Source organism: Nostoc sp. ChiQUE01b (genome assembly GCF_034531255.1).
GTDB lineage: Bacteria > Cyanobacteriota > Cyanobacteriia > Cyanobacteriales > Nostocaceae > Nostoc.
In genome coordinates, this window is the sequence record NZ_JAVRBM010000001.1 from 342,642 (window position 1) to 359,824 (window position 17,183).

Annotated in this window: 12 protein-coding genes; 7 read left to right on the top strand and 5 right to left on the bottom strand. The window is 42.7% G+C overall.

Going from position 1 to position 17,183, the window contains the following annotated elements; translation table 11 throughout:
• Window positions 1-163 precede the first annotated feature (163 nt).
• Complete coding sequence (gene gltB / locus RMY63_RS01445) at window positions 164-4,885, top strand: glutamate synthase large subunit (RefSeq protein WP_322726973.1); 4,722 nt, start codon at window positions 164-166, stop codon at window positions 4,883-4,885.
• 345 nt (window positions 4,886-5,230) lie between these two features.
• Here gltB and RMY63_RS01450 read toward each other — a convergent pair whose 3' ends face one another.
• Window positions 5,231-6,139, bottom strand: coding sequence for a polysaccharide deacetylase family protein (locus RMY63_RS01450; protein WP_322726974.1), 909 nt, complete (start codon window positions 6,137-6,139; stop codon window positions 5,231-5,233).
• Window positions 6,140-7,847: 1,708 nt separating this feature from the next.
• Here RMY63_RS01450 and lepB point away from each other — a divergent pair.
• The gene (gene lepB / locus RMY63_RS01455) at window positions 7,848-8,420 is read left to right on the top strand and encodes a signal peptidase I (protein WP_322726975.1); all 573 of its coding nucleotides are present in this window, start codon (window positions 7,848-7,850) and stop codon (window positions 8,418-8,420) included.
• A 133-nt stretch (window positions 8,421-8,553) separates the two neighbouring features.
• Here the strand turns inward: lepB and RMY63_RS01460 are convergent, their stop codons facing one another.
• Entirely contained in the window at window positions 8,554-9,087 is a 534-nt protein-coding gene (locus RMY63_RS01460; RefSeq protein ID WP_322726976.1) for a ComEA family DNA-binding protein, read from the bottom strand.
• Between the two features lie 14 nt (window positions 9,088-9,101).
• The gene (locus tag RMY63_RS01465) at window positions 9,102-9,476 is read right to left on the bottom strand and encodes an NINE protein (RefSeq protein WP_322726977.1); all 375 of its coding nucleotides are present in this window, start codon (window positions 9,474-9,476) and stop codon (window positions 9,102-9,104) included.
• A 254-nt stretch (window positions 9,477-9,730) separates the two neighbouring features.
• On the opposite strand from RMY63_RS01465, the gene RMY63_RS01470 reads away from it, so the two are divergent.
• Both RMY63_RS01470 and RMY63_RS01475 read left to right on the top strand, forming a co-directional pair.
• The gene (locus RMY63_RS01470) at window positions 9,731-10,663 is read left to right on the top strand and encodes a J domain-containing protein (protein WP_322726978.1); all 933 of its coding nucleotides are present in this window, start codon (window positions 9,731-9,733) and stop codon (window positions 10,661-10,663) included.
• Window positions 10,664-10,789: 126 nt separating this feature from the next.
• The gene (locus tag RMY63_RS01475) at window positions 10,790-11,113 is read left to right on the top strand and encodes a DUF1825 family protein (protein ID WP_322726979.1); all 324 of its coding nucleotides are present in this window, start codon (window positions 10,790-10,792) and stop codon (window positions 11,111-11,113) included.
• A gap of 68 nt (window positions 11,114-11,181) precedes the next feature.
• On the opposite strand, the gene RMY63_RS01480 is transcribed toward RMY63_RS01475, so the two are convergent.
• Window positions 11,182-13,107 (bottom strand): transglycosylase domain-containing protein, encoded by a 1,926-nt coding sequence (locus tag RMY63_RS01480; RefSeq protein WP_322726980.1) that lies wholly within the window; start codon window positions 13,105-13,107, stop codon window positions 11,182-11,184.
• 173 nt (window positions 13,108-13,280) lie between these two features.
• On the opposite strand from RMY63_RS01480, the gene tyrS reads away from it, so the two are divergent.
• The 3 genes from tyrS to RMY63_RS01495 are packed head-to-tail and all read left to right on the top strand — an operon-like array spanning window position 13,281 to window position 15,949.
• Window positions 13,281-14,471 (top strand): tyrosine--tRNA ligase, encoded by a 1,191-nt coding sequence (gene tyrS / locus RMY63_RS01485; protein ID WP_322727043.1) that lies wholly within the window; start codon window positions 13,281-13,283, stop codon window positions 14,469-14,471.
• A 21-nt stretch (window positions 14,472-14,492) separates the two neighbouring features.
• On the top strand, window positions 14,493-15,224 hold the full coding sequence (pyrF, locus tag RMY63_RS01490) for an orotidine-5'-phosphate decarboxylase (protein WP_322726981.1): 732 nt from the start codon (window positions 14,493-14,495) through the stop codon (window positions 15,222-15,224).
• Window positions 15,221-15,949, top strand: coding sequence for a hypothetical protein (locus RMY63_RS01495; RefSeq protein ID WP_322726982.1), 729 nt, complete (start codon window positions 15,221-15,223; stop codon window positions 15,947-15,949). The genes pyrF and RMY63_RS01495 overlap by 4 nt, the downstream gene beginning before the upstream one ends.
• 5 nt (window positions 15,950-15,954) lie before the next feature.
• On the opposite strand, the gene RMY63_RS01500 is transcribed toward RMY63_RS01495, so the two are convergent.
• Window positions 15,955-16,980 carry a phosphotransferase enzyme family protein gene (locus tag RMY63_RS01500; RefSeq protein ID WP_322726983.1) on the bottom strand — a complete coding sequence of 342 codons (1,026 nt, stop codon included), beginning with the start codon at window positions 16,978-16,980 and terminating at the stop codon, window positions 15,955-15,957.
• Window positions 16,981-17,183 lie beyond the last annotated feature (203 nt).

Genomic DNA, 17,183 nt, shown 5'->3' on the forward strand with positions numbered 1-17,183 from the left:
AACACGCAATCATTTTAACACGGGGTAACTGATAAAGTAAAACCGAAGTTAAAATTTTTTTCCCTAAATTTCGGTGCTTATATATTTTTGCATCACTGAAATTAGAAATTTTTCCCCACAATGTAATGGCAAAATTGGTAACTTAATACTTCAGGAACAGGGTATGAATAATAAACCGATGAATCAAGGCCAGAAAATCACAGCCGATATCAACTCAAGAGATACCTATCAGGGGCAAAAGTGGTTAGTAGAGGAACGAGATGCCTGTGGTGTAGGTTTTATTGCTCATCGCCAAAATCATACCAGCCACGAAATTGTCGAAAAAGCCTTAGCTGCTTTAACCTGCTTAGAACACCGAGGAGGTTGTAGCGCCGATCAAGACTCTGGTGATGGTGCTGGAGTATTGACAGCTATCCCTTGGGAGTTGTTCCAACAAGACTTTGCCGAAAGCGGAAAGGAATTTCCATCCACCAATAATATAGCTGTGGGGATGATATTTCTACCACAAGACCAGCAAGCTGCACAAAAAGCTAGAGTAACAGTTGAGCAAGTAGCTACTGAAGAAAAATTGATTGTACTGGGTTGGCGAGTAGTGCCAGTGCAACCTGATTTGCTGGGGGTACAAGCAAGAGAAAATCAACCCCAGATTGAACAAGTTTTGTTAGCTTCTGTTGACAAAAGCGGCGATGAATTGGAACGGCAGTTGTATATTACCCGCCGCCGAATTAGTAAAGCTGCAACTGACATCTCAGAAGAATTTTATATCTGCTCGTTGTCAAGTCGCACAATTGTCTACAAAGGCATGGTGCGTTCCGCTGTTTTGGGCAGCTTTTATGACGATTTAAAAAATCCAACTTACAAAAGCGCCTTTGCTGTCTATCACCGCCGCTTTAGTACCAATACCATGCCCAAATGGCCGCTAGCCCAACCGATGCGGCTTTTGGGTCACAACGGCGAAATCAATACCTTATTGGGTAACATCAACTGGATGATGGCACGAGAAGCTTGCCTGAATCATCCTGTATGGGGCGATCGCATCCAGGAACTTAAGCCATTAGTTCATATTGATAACAGTGACTCAGCCACCCTAGACAACGTAGTGGAATTACTGGTGTGCTCTGGACGCAGCCCCTTGGAAGCCTTAATGATTATGGTTCCAGAAGCTTACCAAAATCAGCCTTCTTTACATAAATTTCCAGAAATTGTTGATTTCTACGAATATTACAGTGGTTTGCAAGAAGCGTGGGACGGGCCAGCACTTTTAGTATTCAGCGATGGCAAAAAAGTTGGTGCAACTCTAGATCGTAATGGTTTAAGACCAGCTCGCTACGCAATCACCAAAGATGATTACATTGTTGTGGCTTCCGAAGCTGGTGTCGTGGACTTCCCAGAAGCCGATATTGTCGAGAAAGGTAGACTCGGCCCAGGGCAAATGATTGCCGTGGATTTAGAAAATCATGAAGTGCTGAAGAATTGGGATATAAAAGGGCGGATCGCCAAGCAGCACCCTTATGGACAATGGCTGCAACAGCACCGTCAACAACTAAAGTCATTAGTCATTAGTCATCCGTCATTAGCAAATGGCAATGGCAAAGGACAATTGACAAATGACCTAGACGCGCCAGCGGCTTCCCGCAGGGTAGGACAATTGACTATTGACAAGCAAACCTTACTTCAGCGTCAAACTGCCTTTGGCTACACCACAGAAGATGTAGAAATGGTGATTCATCCAATGGCGATCGCAGGTTCAGAGCCGACTTTCTGCATGGGTGATGATATTCCTTTAGCGGTGCTGTCACAAAAGCCCCACCTGCTTTATGACTATTTCAAACAGCGTTTTGCTCAGGTGACGAACCCAGCGATCGATCCCCTGCGAGAAAAGCTAGTGATGTCTTTGAAAGTCGAACTGGGTGAACGGGGTAACTTATTAGAACCTAAACCAGAATATGCTCGGAGATTGAAGCTGGAATCGCCAGTGTTAACGGATGGTGAATTAGAGGCAATTAAGCTGTCAGGATTTGCCACGGCTGAGTTGTCAACCCTATTTGCGATCGCCAGCGGCCCAGAAGGATTGAAAGCCGCAGTGCAATCTTTACAAGCACAAGCAGCTGAGTCAGTCCGGGCAGGTGCAAAGATTTTAATATTAAGCGATCAAGATCAAGTCAATGACACTATCAACACAGAATATACTTACATTCCTCCCCTATTAGCAGTGGGCGCTGTGCATCACCATCTGATTCGTCAGGGGTTGCGAATGAAAACATCCCTGATTGTGAATACTGCTCAATGCTGGAGTACCCATCACTTTGCTTGTCTGATTGGCTATGGTGCTGGCGCAGTTTGCCCGTACATGGCTTTAGATACGGTGCGTGATTGGTGGTCTGATCCCAAAACTCAAAAGTTAATGGGTGTACAAAAAATTCCCACCCTCACCCTAGAACAAGCTTTAGGAAACTATCGCAAAGCAGTAGAGTCAGGTTTGCTCAAAATTCTCTCCAAAATGGGAATTTCTCTGCTCTCCAGCTATCAAGCAGCCCAAATCTTTGAAGCGATTGGCATCGGTGGAGATTTAATCGACCTGGGATTTCGTGGTACGACTTCCCGCATCGGTGGTTTGAGTGTTACCGAACTTGCTGATGAAGTGCTTTCCTTCCACAGCAAAGCTTTCCCAGAAGTGACGGCCAATAAGTTACAAAACCTGGGCTTTGTGCAATACCGTCCTAACGGCGAGTACCACATGAATAGCCCAGAAATGGTTAAGGCGTTGCATAAAGCTCTAGATGGCAAAAACTACGACCACTACGAAGTTTATAAAAAGCACCTCCAAGGTAGACCAGTAACGGCCTTACGCGACTTGCTGGACTTCCAAGGCGATCGCCCCCCGGTTCCTCTAGAAGAAGTGGAATCAGTATATGAAATTGTCAAGCGCTTTTGCACAGGTGGCATGTCTTTAGGCGCTTTGTCAAGAGAAGCCCATGAAACTTTAGCGATCGCCATGAACCGGATTGGCGGTAAATCAAATTCTGGAGAAGGTGGCGAAGACCCAGTGCGCTACACAGTTCTAGATGATGTAGACGAGTCTGGTTACTCGCCAACCCTACCCCATTTAAAAGGATTGCAAAATGGCGATCGAGCTTATAGTGCCATCAAGCAAGTTGCATCGGGACGCTTTGGTGTCACCCCAGAGTACCTAGTTAACGCCAAACAAGTTGAAATCAAAATTGCCCAAGGTGCCAAGCCTGGGGAAGGTGGACAACTGCCAGGGCCGAAGGTGAGCCAATACATTGCAATGTTAAGGCGCTCCAAACCAGGTGTAACGCTGATATCGCCACCACCGCACCACGATATTTATTCTATTGAAGACCTAGCACAACTAATTTTTGATCTGCACCAAATAAATCCGAAAGCAAAGGTGTCGGTAAAGCTAGTTGCAGAAGTTGGCATTGGCACGATCGCGGCTGGTGTAGCCAAGGCAAACGCTGATATTATTCAGATTTCTGGACATGATGGTGGTACAGGTGCATCGCCACTAAGTTCTATTAAACACGCTGGTTCACCGTGGGAACTCGGTTTAAGTGAAGTGCATCGCGTTTTGATGGAAAATAGCCTGCGCGATCGCGTTATTTTGCGCGTCGATGGCGGTCTGAAAAGTGGCTGGGATGTGGTAATAGGTGCATTGATGGGCGGTGAAGAATTTGGTTTCGGCTCCATCGCCATGATTGCTGAAGGCTGTATTATGGCGCGAGTTTGCCACATGAATACTTGCCCTGTGGGTGTTGCTACTCAGAAAGAAGAACTCCGCAAGCGGTTTACAGGAATGCCGGAACAGGTTGTCAACTTCTTCTACTTCATCGCTGAAGAAGTGCGTAGTTTGTTAGCCCGACTTGGCTACCGTTCTTTGTCAGAAATTATTGGACGTGCAGATTTATTAAAACTGCGTCCAGAGGCAAAACTCACCAAAACGCGATCGCTCAATCTCGACTGTTTACTTCAGCTACCAAATAGCAGAGACAATCGCGGCTGGTTGGTGCATGAAGAAGTTCACAGCAATGGCGTGGTTTTGGATGACAAGTTCCTTGCCGATCCCGAAATTCAGGCTGCTATTAGAAATCAGTCTACTGTCACCAAGACTTACCCAATTATCAATACTGACAGAACAGTGGGCACAAGATTAGCAGGTGCGATCGCTTCCCAGTACGGTGACAGTGGCTTTGAAGGACAAATTAATCTCAACTTTACAGGTAGTGTTGGACAAAGCTTTGGTGCTTTCAACCTCCCAGGCATAATTCTCAGCCTAGAAGGAGAAGCAAACGACTATGTAGGTAAAGGGATGCATGGTGGTGAAATCATCATCAAACCTCCAACTGATGCTACTTATAACGCATCACAAAACGTGATAATTGGCAATACTTGTCTCTATGGTGCTACTGGTGGCATGTTATTTGCCAACGGACTAGCAGGAGAGCGCTTTGCTGTCAGAAACTCCAAAGGCATCGCAGTGATTGAAGGCGCTGGGGATCACTGCTGTGAATACATGACAGGTGGTGTGATTGTTGTCCTCGGCAAAGTAGGACGTAACGTAGCCGCTGGAATGACTGGTGGACTCGCATACTTCTTGGATGAAGACGACTCATTTCGTGAGTTAGTCAACCCGGAAATTGTCAAAATTCAGCGGGTGATTACCGAAGTAGGTGCAAAGCAACTACAAGAATTAATCCAAATTCATGCAGAACGCACTAGTTCACCAAAGGCGAAGAAAATTCTGCAAAACTGGCAAGAATTTTTGCCGAAATTCTGGCAGTTAGTTCCACCTTCTGAAGCTGATAGTCCAGAAGCTAATTCTGAAAAAAAAACAACTGAGTTCAGTTTAGTAAGCAGTCATTAACAGACTGACAACAAATAAATTCAATCTTGTGAGGCGGGCCTTCTGGCCTGCCTTTTAAGAAAACAAGGTTTTCAACGCCAAAAAACTTTCGTAATGTTCTTTGGAGAAAAATTTTTGGTTCACTGCTATAGCAATCCTAAATCAGTTGTGAGAAAGAAAATGGCTGAAAAGCTTGTAAATAGCTAGTTTTTATCTCAGTATTTTCTCACGTTTCAATTGTGATTGCTATAGAGTGCCCTTAATTATCAGTCTCTAACCGAATGTAAAAATAACTATGTCAACCAAAAAAGATAATTTTAGTAATTAGCCAATTACTATTGAATAATTACATATAATTAATAATTATTACTTTTTGTTAGCAAGCAACTTTTGATCTCTATCTTCGATTTCTAAAAGTTCTGGAATAGTCACAAAGCGATAGCCTTGCTTTTTAAAGTTGCTAATAATTTCTGGTAAAGCTTGCACAGTTCTGGAACGATTACCACCACCATCATGCATTAGCACAATTCCACCAGGTTTAGAATCTTTAATCACGTTATTAATCAACTTTGGTACAGTTGGTAACTTGTAATCTGTGGAGTCAGCCGACCACATCACCACAGCATACTTTTGGCCTTTAGCATAAGCAGCTAATCCATTGTGCAGGTTGCCACCAGGCGGTCGAAAGAGATTTGTTTTAGCACCTGTAATTTGATAAATTAAGTCTGTTGTGCGCTCAATTTCAAAAGCAGCTGCTTGTGGATTAAAGGAGTGATACCAGTGATGCCAAGTATGGTTGGCAATGACGTGACCTTGAGCGACAATCTGCTTTCCTAACTCTGGATAATTTTTTAGGTTCTGCCCGACTACAAAAAACGTTCCTTTGATATTATTTGATTTTAAAATACTTAGCACTTGCTCTGTAGTCTGAGGCCAAGGCCCATCATCAAAGGTGAGAGCAATCACTTTCTCACCCTGAGTAAGTTTTGCAGCCTTAATGATTTCTCCTTGAAAACGTGATGGTATGGCGTAGGCTAGCCCCTTTGTTTGTGCTTCTTGCTGCCAGCTTGTAAGCATCGCCGCCTTTAATTTCTCAATGCGCTGCTGAGTTCCTACGTTTGCAGATACATCCTTGATATTTATACTTGGTCTACTCTGAGTATCCGAAGCATTTGGCCTTAGAAGCATCATAAAAGCAAGACTAAAAACACCACCTAAAGCAAGTAGCGCAATTAATATTCCTTCTGGCCACAGAAACGACTTATTGTTTTCCACCTCAAAGCTCCTTCAAAGATCGAACCATCACCAGGGTTATGACGGTACGTTATAGCACATTTTTATTAGATATTTAGATACCAGTTGCTTTCTGGTAATCATGAAAATTGGAATTGGTACTAACGAGAATTCAGAATTGATAAGACAGACTATATTGCTTTAACTGAAATCTATATGCTCTAGATTTGGACAGCGTTGAACATACAATACTTGGTACTGTTTAATTTCAACCTAGTCACAAAAGGTAAGCTCTGCGCTTCCACATTCTTACCGCTAGCTCTAAAAAGGAGAGGAACACAATCAGATAATTAACCACACCCCAAAATCCTCTTAAATAGGAGTTCTGAATTAGTTGCTGTTTTTCAGTTCACCGCTAAGGCAGCATTATCCTTTCAAGATGAACTAAGCTGTCATACCTACAATTTGCACTTTTAGCAGACTGAAGTTTTTTTTGCCAGACTTTTTGACTGTAAAACTGTATAATTTACAACTTAAATGAATTGTTTGATTAACATACAAAACTACTTACAAGGGCAGGTTGTCTTTAAAAAAAGAGTCTGGTAAACTATTAGTTCTATTCTTGATAGGATATATTTTACTGGCTGTTGCCATTGTTTCCTTTTTAAGAAAAAATTAAATTTTCAACTGACAGAATGTTACCTTGTACTTTCTATGAAATAGACCAGACGAAAATTGATTCAATATAGTTTCTCATTGCCAAGAGGCATTTATTCTTTAAATCTAGTCACCTTTGACTCATTCAGTAAAAATAATTCTATCAGCAGCTTACTTCTCTTTCGGATGCTGATACTTTAGCCGAAATTGCTAGTAGCTTTCTGTCTGTAAATTTTTTTCTCGATAATTAAGTATGTTTATATCTTAATTAATAGTACAGTTTAATATGCTCTGTCACCGTGGAATTACGGAAATTAATTTCGGGTATATAGGCAAGTGATTAAAATCACAAGAGTATGGCATCTATCCATTGAAGCAATAAAGTCTATATTTCATCTTTAAAAGTAGTTTTTTTTACTAAAAACGCTGACTTTAACCAAATTTCTGCATTTAAAAATACATTTATATTGGGAATTATTTTATGTAATATCACTTAATAATACAGACAAAAATATATTTTCTTGCAACTCAACCTCCAGCAAGACTGCCCTCTACCTTTTTTCAGTAAAGTGAGGTAGATACTTTGACACTCCCCACCGATAAATCGGGGGGATTCTAGCATCACTGACGTTCTTTGCTTTTACAGGTCTTGCGACCAATAGAAGTAGGGAGAATATCTCCGCTAGCGTTACTTCCCGGATGCCCTCCGGTAGCGCTTGCACGAACGACACTCTCTTCAACGGGGGGAACCCCCGCACAGAGGTGTCTCCTTAAAATTACTTTGGCTGCATTCACATCGCGTTGTTCGGTATGTCCAATAAAACTTAAAATTATCTCATAACTTGCCTTATAATTACAGCAATTAGAATTTTTATTTTTAATTATCTATTTAGCAATCCTAATTATTAGCTTATATTACCTGAGACAAGTCATAATTTATTTGAAGTACTTTTGCTTATCTTTGGTAAATGGATAAGTGTATTATTTAATGTCTGTATAGGTTGACCCTAAACCCTAATTTCCTATTAATATACCTTTTGAGTCAAAATAATCAAGGTATTTGTCTCACTTCTGAAACTGGCTAGAAACTTTTATGATTCCTCACGAAAGTGATGCAAAACAAGAGCGTGCGTCGTTAAAAGTATGGCGTAGTTGGCAAGAAAATCTGATTTTAATTGCGATCGCACTGGGTTTGGCATTCTTAATCAGGACTTTTATCGCCGAACCCCGCTATATACCTTCTGATTCGATGTTGCCCACCTTACATACTGGCGATCGCTTGGTAGTTGAAAAAATCTCCTACCATTTTCACCCTCCCATAACTGGAGATATTATTGTTTTTCAGCCACCCCCAGAACTACAACGTCGAGGATATCCCAAAGACCAAGCGTTCATCAAGCGAGTTATTGGCCAGCCAGGTGAGGTAATTAGTGTTGCTTCTGGCAAAGTCTACCTCAACGGTCAACCCTTGGCAGAAGACTACATCGCTGAACCTCCAAATCAGCCATATCCACCAGTAAAAGTCCCAGAAGACAAATTTTTTGTTATGGGAGATAATCGCAACGATAGTAATGACTCTCGCTATTGGGGCTTTTTACCCAGAAAAAATGTCATCGGTCGAGCAACGTTTCGCTTTTGGCCTCTCGATCGCATTGGGTTCATTTAATCAATTTTGGATTTTGGATTTTAGATTTTAGATTTTTCCTTCAATCCAAAATCCAAATTGCCTGTAAGCGCACCTTTGGTGCGACTCAAAATTCAAAATTGGCAGGTTTAGGAGTTATTTTAAAACTTTTAACTTAAAACCTTAAATAATACATCAGTTGGGCGATCGCATCACCAGGTAGCTCCAGCCGTCGCTGAAAATCAGCCAGGTTACGGTAAGGCCCGGCTGATTGGCGATTTTGCACCACTGCTTGTGCCAAAGACAAATCTATAAATGGAATTTGTGCTAATTTTTCAAGGGTTGCTGTGTTCGGGTTGACTAAATAGGTAGGATTTTCTAAAGATTCGTGGTCATAGTAAATAAAATTCAGCAGAGGCTTTAATGGCTCTAGACGCGGCGCTGGCATACCCAAAGCCGCAGCGATATCTTCAATACAGTAAAATTTTACACCTGAATGTGAAAGTTCCACAAGCGATCGCGCTTGGTGAATTGACAAACCTGGCAGACGTAACCAATCATCTACAGTCGCTTGATTAGCATCAATGCGGATACCTAATTGAGCCGCTAGCTGAATTTCTTCCCCAGATTGTAGGCGATAGTAGGGATCGTTGAGAAGCTTGGCGCGGAGTTTTTGCAGTCTGGAATTTAAAGGTAGCCAGTTATTCATGATTGTCGCTTACCTCAAGAAATCTGGTCTAGCAATTGGCGACGCTTTTGTTCAAATTCATACTCTGAAATCAGTCCATCCTGGCGCAGAGCATCTAATTCACGCACTGCGTCAGCGATCGCTCCTACCTGATTAATCGCCTTTTGTGAGTTCCTTGCTGCTGACTTGCCTAGATTAAAGTTACGATCAAAAGCTTCTTCGTCTTGAGCTAAATACCAAACTCCCTCAATCGCACTAGCTACCTTGGGGATAGGCGTCCAGGAAAGCAACACATACAAAACACCCCACAACGGCTGTCCCAGATAAAATTTATGTAATCCTGAAATTGTCAGCGTGCCAGAAAAAGCTAAAACAGCGGCAACACTTCGACTTTTGCGCTTAGTCAACATATTTCTAATAAATATACGAATCCCACAGTTCCTACAATAAGACAGCCAAAAGGCACACAGACAATTCATCCCTAACTAAATCTTCCCAATTCCCAATTCCCAATTCCCAATCCCCATTACCCCTTATCCCCAGAGGGGGCCCCACCTTCCCCAATCCCCAATCCCCAATTTGAAGAAATTTGAGTAGGTTTCACATTACTGTGCATTGAGCTTTGATGCTAATTTTAAGTTTTTAACGGATCTAGACTACTACGATGTCACAGACCTTCCTACCGCCAGAATGGTTTAAACAGCTTTGTGATCCTTACGCTGTGCTAGGAATTTCTGTGAGTGCTGACGATCGCCAGATTTTTAAACGCTATCACACTTTAGCGAAACTCCTACATCCCGATCGCTATGCTAAAAGCTGCAATCCAGACCAAGAATTAGTGACGGTAATACTTAGCCATTTAATCAATCCAGCTTACGAACAACTCAAACATCGACACAAGCGCTTGATTGCTATAGCCATGCTGCGATCGGACGCAAGAATATTACAGCTGCAAGCTTTGTGTGAGCAAAGTACCATAGCTAAGGAAATTATAGAAATGTCTGCACCCCAAGCTGAACTGTTTTATGAAGAAGCGATCGCCTCCTATGCAGAAGCTCAATACAAATCACTCCATCAGTTTTATCAAGTTACGCAACAAATTAGTATACTAAATTTAGTTTATTTACACTTGCATAAACCTGACCTGTTTCTACCGCAAAAAGTTGTTCCCATCATTCCTGAAGTAGAAGTCAAGCCAGTTGAATTGACATTAAATGAAAAAACTAATGTCAAACCAGTTTTGACAAACTATGCTCAACGTCACTACCAGCGAGCTATTGAGTACGTCAGGCTAGCCAATTGGACCCTAGCTGTGCAAGAACTGCGCGATGCCATCAAGTTAGAGCCAAATAACAGCAACTATTATGCCTTATTAGGTTTAGTACATCTAAAACAGAAATTTATCGGCATGGCCAGGGTTTACATCCGTCAAGCATTAAAACTTAACCCGCAAGATTCACTAGCTCTGAAATACTCTACCAGACTGAAAATTGAACCGAGTGAAAAGACCAATCCTAAATCAATGGCTAAAGCTCTGAGTATTGCAGCTTTATTAAGTCGATTTAACAAGGGTAAACGTTCTCAAGTCAAGTGTTGAAATTTCGGTAACAAACCGTACTAAAACCGAAGCTTCGTGACTAGATTACTCCCCTAGACTAAAATAATAAATAGAAGTAAAACTATTAAGCTACTGAGTCTGGGCGCTCAGTTTAATATAAGCAATATGGGATTCTTCGATTCTGAAATAGTTCAGCAAGAAGCAAAACAGCTGTTTGAGGATTATCAAGCGCTGATCAAGCTTGGCAACAGCTACGGCAAATTTGACCGCGATGGCAAAAAGCTGTTTATTGAGCAAATGGAAGCCATGATGGAGCGATACCGCATCTTTATGAAGCGCTTCGAGCTATCAGAAGATTTCATGGCACAAATGACAGTAGAACAACTGAAAACGCAATTAGGTCAGTTCGGTGTCACCCCGCAACAAATGTTTGACCAAATGCACCTCACTTTAGAACGGATGAAAGCCGAGCTAGAAAAACAGCCCTAGCAAAAGTTAGGAGTTGGGAGTTAGGAGTTCTCAATAAACTCATAACTCATAACTTATCACTCCTAACTTTAATTTGACTTGGGACGAGAAAACTGGGAAGGTGGCTTGAAGTTTTCTGCGGGTACGTTCTTCAGTGCCTTCTCCATAAAATCTTTCCAAATGGGAGCAACCATACCCCCGCCTGTAGCACGGCTAGCTAATTGTCTATTGTCATCCCTACCTACCCAAACAGCAGTGGTTAGCTGGGGCACAGTGCCAACATACCAGATATCCTTTTCTGAGGAAGTTGTACCCGTCTTCCCAGCGCTTGGACGAGCTATAGCAGCACCTTTACCTGTACCACTAGTAACTACCGTTCGCATCACATCAATAATAGCTGCCGATGCCCAAGGGTCTAAAACTAGCTGGGGTTTTGGGGTGTTATCTAATAACACATTACCACTACTATCGGTGACACGGGCAATTACAGTGGGTGGAGACTGCCAGCCATAATTAGCAAAGGTAGCATAAGCACTAGCCATTTCCAAAGGAGTAACCCCAATTGCACCTAGAGGCAGGGAGCTAACAGGTTCCATAGGACTCATAATACCCAAGGTGCGGCACGTTTCTATGACTCTATTCATCCCCACAGCCTTACCAATCTTGATCACAGGAATGTTGCGTGACTGGGCTAAAGCTGTGCGGATTGGCATAGATCCGCTAAAACCCCCATCATAATTTCTGGGGAAGTACCAACCGTTACCATCTCGATAACTGACTGGGGCATCTACCACCGTTGAGTCTGGCCCATACTTACCAGTAGCAAAAGCAGTATAGTATACAAACGGTTTAAAGGAAGATCCAGGCTGACGTTGAGATTGAGTTGCACGATTGAATTCACTGGTCTTAGGATCTACACCGCCCACCAGTGCTTTAATAAAATGGGTGCGCGGATCAATTGCCACTAAGGCAATTTGATTCTTCGATAATCCCTGTCCAAGCAGTGATTTATGCCATTTTATGACAGTTTCTTCTGCCATGATTTGGAAGTTGGCGTCAACTGTAGTTTGCACCCGCATTCCACCTTTGAGTAATGTCTCACGCCCAAACTTCTTAGCCAACTCCTGCGCTACGGTATTGGTTATATAAGGTAGGGCACTACCTTGAAAGGATTTGATTCTCCCAAGTTTGATTTCTTGCTTGAGGGCCTTGTCGTATTCTGACTGGTTGATCCAGTTCAATTCCAGCATCCGTCCCAGCACTTCTTTTTGTTTCTGTTTTGCCAGTTTCATGCTCACAAACGGGCTAAATTCTTCTGGTGCTTGGATCAAACCCGCCATCATTGCTGACTCACCCAAGCTTAAATATTCTGATGATTTATTAAAGTAACTGCGGGCTGCCGTTTGTACACCATAATTGTTATGACCCCAATAAACTTGATTGAGGTACATTTCTAATATTTGGTCTTTAGTGAGAATTTGCTCTAACCGGATTGCTAGCACAGCCTCTGCTAACTTGCGGGTAAAGGCACGCTTGCGAGACAAAAATAGGTTTTTTACCAATTGCATGGTGACAGTAGAGCCACCCTCTTTGACTCCGCCTGCTGCTGCGTTAACTACTACAGCACGCCCAACGCCGACGGGGTTAATACCGTGGTGATCGTAGAAGTGACTATCTTCACTTGCCAACACCGCCCGTTTTAAATTCGGCGAAATTCTATCTAGGGGTACGACTTCCCGATTGGCTTCCCCGTGAATACTCGTTAAAAGTTTACCTTTAACGTCATAAATGTAAGTCGTTTCTGAGGGAAAGAAGTTACGTAGCTGTCTCACATCTGGCAAATTACGGAAACTGATGGCTAAACCAACTAGTCCTCCGGCTACAATGGAACTTGCCAGCATGGTGATTGAGAGGAGAGTACCGCCAGTTACCTGACCGACTCCTTTCAAAAACTCAAAACCTGATGAAGCCCGACGTTGTGGCTGTTTATCTTCAAAAGTCCTAGACGACGACACGGCGATTTCACTTCCTCACTTGTAAATTTAACTGTAATTCATTGGGCGAAGCAAGGCGGTTAATTTTTTGCAATTATAGTAGTTTGGCAGATGAGAAAGTGGATAAATTGCAAGTGTTTATAACCAACTTAACTTCTAGTGTACAAAGCATAGCTAACAATGGATTTTCTGGTATGACGCAAGATATGAATTGGTTGCGTCGTGGTGTAGTAGAAGTTTTCCCACAACCAGCTGATGTTAACAGTGAAAGTCTAGAAAACCGCTTATTAACTACAAACCAACCTTTGAGGATCAAATTGGGAATCGATCCTACGGGTGCTGATATTCATCTAGGTCATAGCATACCAGTACGAAAACTGCGAGGGTTTCAAGATGCTGGTCATACAGCAGTTCTAATTATTGGCGATTTTACAGCACGCATTGGCGATCCGACTGGTAAATCTGAGGTGCGTCGTCAGCTTACAGAAGCAGATGTAGCCCAAAATGCCCAGACTTATCTTGACCAAGTACGTCCTATCTTGGATTTTGACACACCAGGAAGGTTAGAGGTGCGCTATAACTCCGAATGGCTCTCTGGGCTAAACTTAGAGAAAATTTTGGAGTTACTCTCCACGATGACGGTGGGGCAGATGTTAGCGAAGGAAGGATTTACAGAACGCTATAAAAAAGAGAATCCAATTTTTATCCATGAGTTCCTGTACCCGTTAATGCAAGGTTTTGATTCGGTTGCAGTTGAGTCAGATGTGGAATTAGGTGGCACTGACCAGAAATTTAACATTGCTGTAGGCAGAGATTTGCAACGCCATTTTGGTCAAAAGCCCCAATTTGGGATGCTGTTGCCAATTTTGATTGGCACGGATGGGGTGCAAAAAATGTCTAAGTCTTTAGGTAATTATATCGGATTGTCAGAACACCCAGGACAAAAGTATCAAAAGTTGCAAGGAGTTCCCGATCATCTCCTGGAGCAGTATTTTGAACTGTTGACGGATTTACCTTTGGATCAACTGCCAGAAAATCCCCGCGATCGCCAGACACTTTTAGCATGGGAAGTTGTGAAACAGTACCACGGCGAAACCGCAGCCCAAGAGGCGAAAGAAGCAGCCCAAAGTGGTGGCAAGGAAGGTGCAGTTCCAGAATTTTCTCTAAGTGGAGTGTCGCAGTTTCCGGTTAAGTTAGCGTATATTCTCAATGCCACTGGCTTGTGCAAAAGTACCGGGGAAGGAAAGCGGAAAATTCAAGAAGGTGGAGTGCGCTTAGATGGCGATCGCATCACTGATGCTGATACCACTTTCGATGTTCCTAGTAAATTACAAGGTAAAGTTTTACAAGTTGGAAAAAATAAGTTTGTGCGCTTAGTGCCTTAAATGGGGAATGGGGAGTAGGGAATGGGGAATAGGGAACAAATAGGACAACGAGTTATTGTGGCTTTGGATGTGCCGGATGAACAAAGTGCGATCGCTCTTATAGATCAACTACCACAAGTGGTTTGGTGGAAAGTCGGTTTAGAGCTGTTTACTAGCACTGGCCCGATAATTCTAGAAGTGTTAAAGTCTCGCCAAAAGCGCATTTTCTTGGATTTAAAGTTTGATGATATTCCCAATACCGTTGCTGGTGCTTGCCGGAGTGCAGCTAAATACGGAGTGGATTTACTGACAATTCATGCTACTGCTGGTAGAGATGCCCTGAAAGCCGCAACTGAGGCGGCAGAAGAAGGGGCTGTAAAAGCAGGTGTACAACCACCAAAGTTAATTGCTATTACCCTGTTAACGAGCATTTCTGCTCGGCAGTTGGCATTTGATTTAAAAATACCCTTAGAATTGCCAGAATATGCTCTAGAAATGGCCCTGCTGGCTCAAGAATCTGGTTTGGATGGGGTAGTTTGTTCGCCTCAAGAGGTGGCACAGCTACGACAAACTTGTGGAGATGACTTTTTGCTTGTTTGTCCGGGGGTTAGACCAACTTGGGCTGATATTGGCGATCAAAAGCGATCGCTCACTCCAGCCCAAGCCATTAAAGCCGGTGCAGATTATCTAGTGATTGGTCGTCCCATCACCGCTGCTACTGAGCCTGAGTTAGCCTGGAAGCGGATTTCTGAGGAGTTAATCACGGTGGCATGAAGCTAAGAGTCAGTGAGAAACTTAGAGTGCAGGGTGTAGGGGACAACAATCTTGCCTCTTCGCTCAGTCAGAAAAATTATAGTTTCCTGTTTGCTTGTAGCTTCTGGGTTGTAGTTTCAAACAGCTTTGCTTACCCAGCCTTCTCGATAAATCCCACCCCTAAACCCTCGGCACTAGCAGAAAAAGAAAATGTCAACAGTGATGCGAGGTCTTTGTGTTCTGAACAAAATTTAGAAATATTAACTATACAGCTACTGCAAGATTTACCTAGTTATACCAATCGCGCTAGTCAACGCGCTCGTCGCCTTAGAAGAAGCAGTGATATTTACAGTTATATGCTAGTGGCAGGAAGACCTGAGTTTACTCCTCTGCCCCTTAACCTTGAAGAATATAGTGCAGATGCGACTAAAAGCTCTGCATCAGGGGTTGAGCAAGTTTTTTTTACTACCTTAGAACGGCAGTACATAGGAAAGAAAGCGGTAGAATTGCAGCAATTCCACTGGCTGTTGTTGACTAAAACTAAAATTGGTTGGCAACTAGTGATGATGTTTTCTCAAACTGGTTCCTATTCAGCACAGCAGCCATTATCTCCGCCACGCGATAGTAGTAAAGGTACTGTTGCCCAAGGGGTTAAAACTTGGTTACGCGATTGTCAAGCTGGAAGTGTACGCCCGATGCGTGCTGTAAATCTGGGAGACAAAATTAAACCGTTAATATCAAAATAGAACAGCTATGACTCAAACAAAAATGCCTCGCCTTTAAGATATTTGCTACAGAGGCTTTCAGTAACGTAGGGTACAGTTTCTAACAAGTAATCGTGTTCATTTGGCTGCGACGCTAAAAAAACAAAATTGTTTACCATTGCTCCGAGAAAGAACGCCTCCAAGATACGCTGAGAATCATCGGGCAGTTGACACAGGCTTTGATATCCGCTAAGGAACGATCTACGGTTTTCGGGAAACAGATGTAGCAGTGTATGAGCAATGTCATAAAGGTAGTAGCCGAAGCCGCAACAGGAAAAGTCGATGAGTCGTGCTTTACCTGCATAAAAAATGTAATTATTTTCATTCAGGTCTGCGTGAATCAGACCCCAATTGATGCGTGTTTTTTCTAGTGCTGTCATCACATTACTAATTCGTTTAACCACACTCTCAAGGACAGCGAAATCAGTCACAGATATCGTACCAGCATCTACTAGCGATCGCAGCTTCATTAGTGAAGCGTGTAGTTGCTCCCAGTCGTATTTTGGTCGCGTCAAGCCTAAAGGTAATTCCCAGAGGCTGGCGTGCTGGTGCAACTGAGCCATAAGTTCCCCGACTCGTCTAGCCTGCGTCGTTGTAGGTTCAGTATCGAGAGGAGAACCATCGACCCACTTTAGTAATGTACAGTTGAGCGTTTCGCTGATGTCATCAACTGCTACAGAGGTAATAAAACTGCCACTGATGTTCTGGACGGGGTATGGCACAACTAAATCGGTATCTCGATGCAACGCGGTAAGCCAGATGAGTTCTGACTCAATGACGGCTTGTTGTTGCCAGATGTGATCGCAAAACTGAGCGATCGGATAATGGATACGGAGAAGAAATAACGCTTGCTCATCATATTCTCTAGATGTAGCAAAATTTTGATTATTGCGAGTATCAACGCGAAACGTCACATTTTGGCTATGACCCAAGAATACCAATTGATCTGCATTGACATTGTATTGAGCTAGCGCAGTTAAAGCTAGACCCTTCCAATCGATTTTGCTTTCCATCAATTTCCGATTCAGATACTTATTTCAAACAAAATAAATGTACATCATCCAACTAGCTTGTATCAGTGGAATTGCACCTGTATCTTTAGGAAGATTTTTAGGAAAAATAGCTAATAAATAGCTAAAAGAAGCAGACATTATTTAAAAACTCAGATTGGCTTGAATTTAAGCGTTGTAACTCCCGTTTTTTGGCGATAACATGG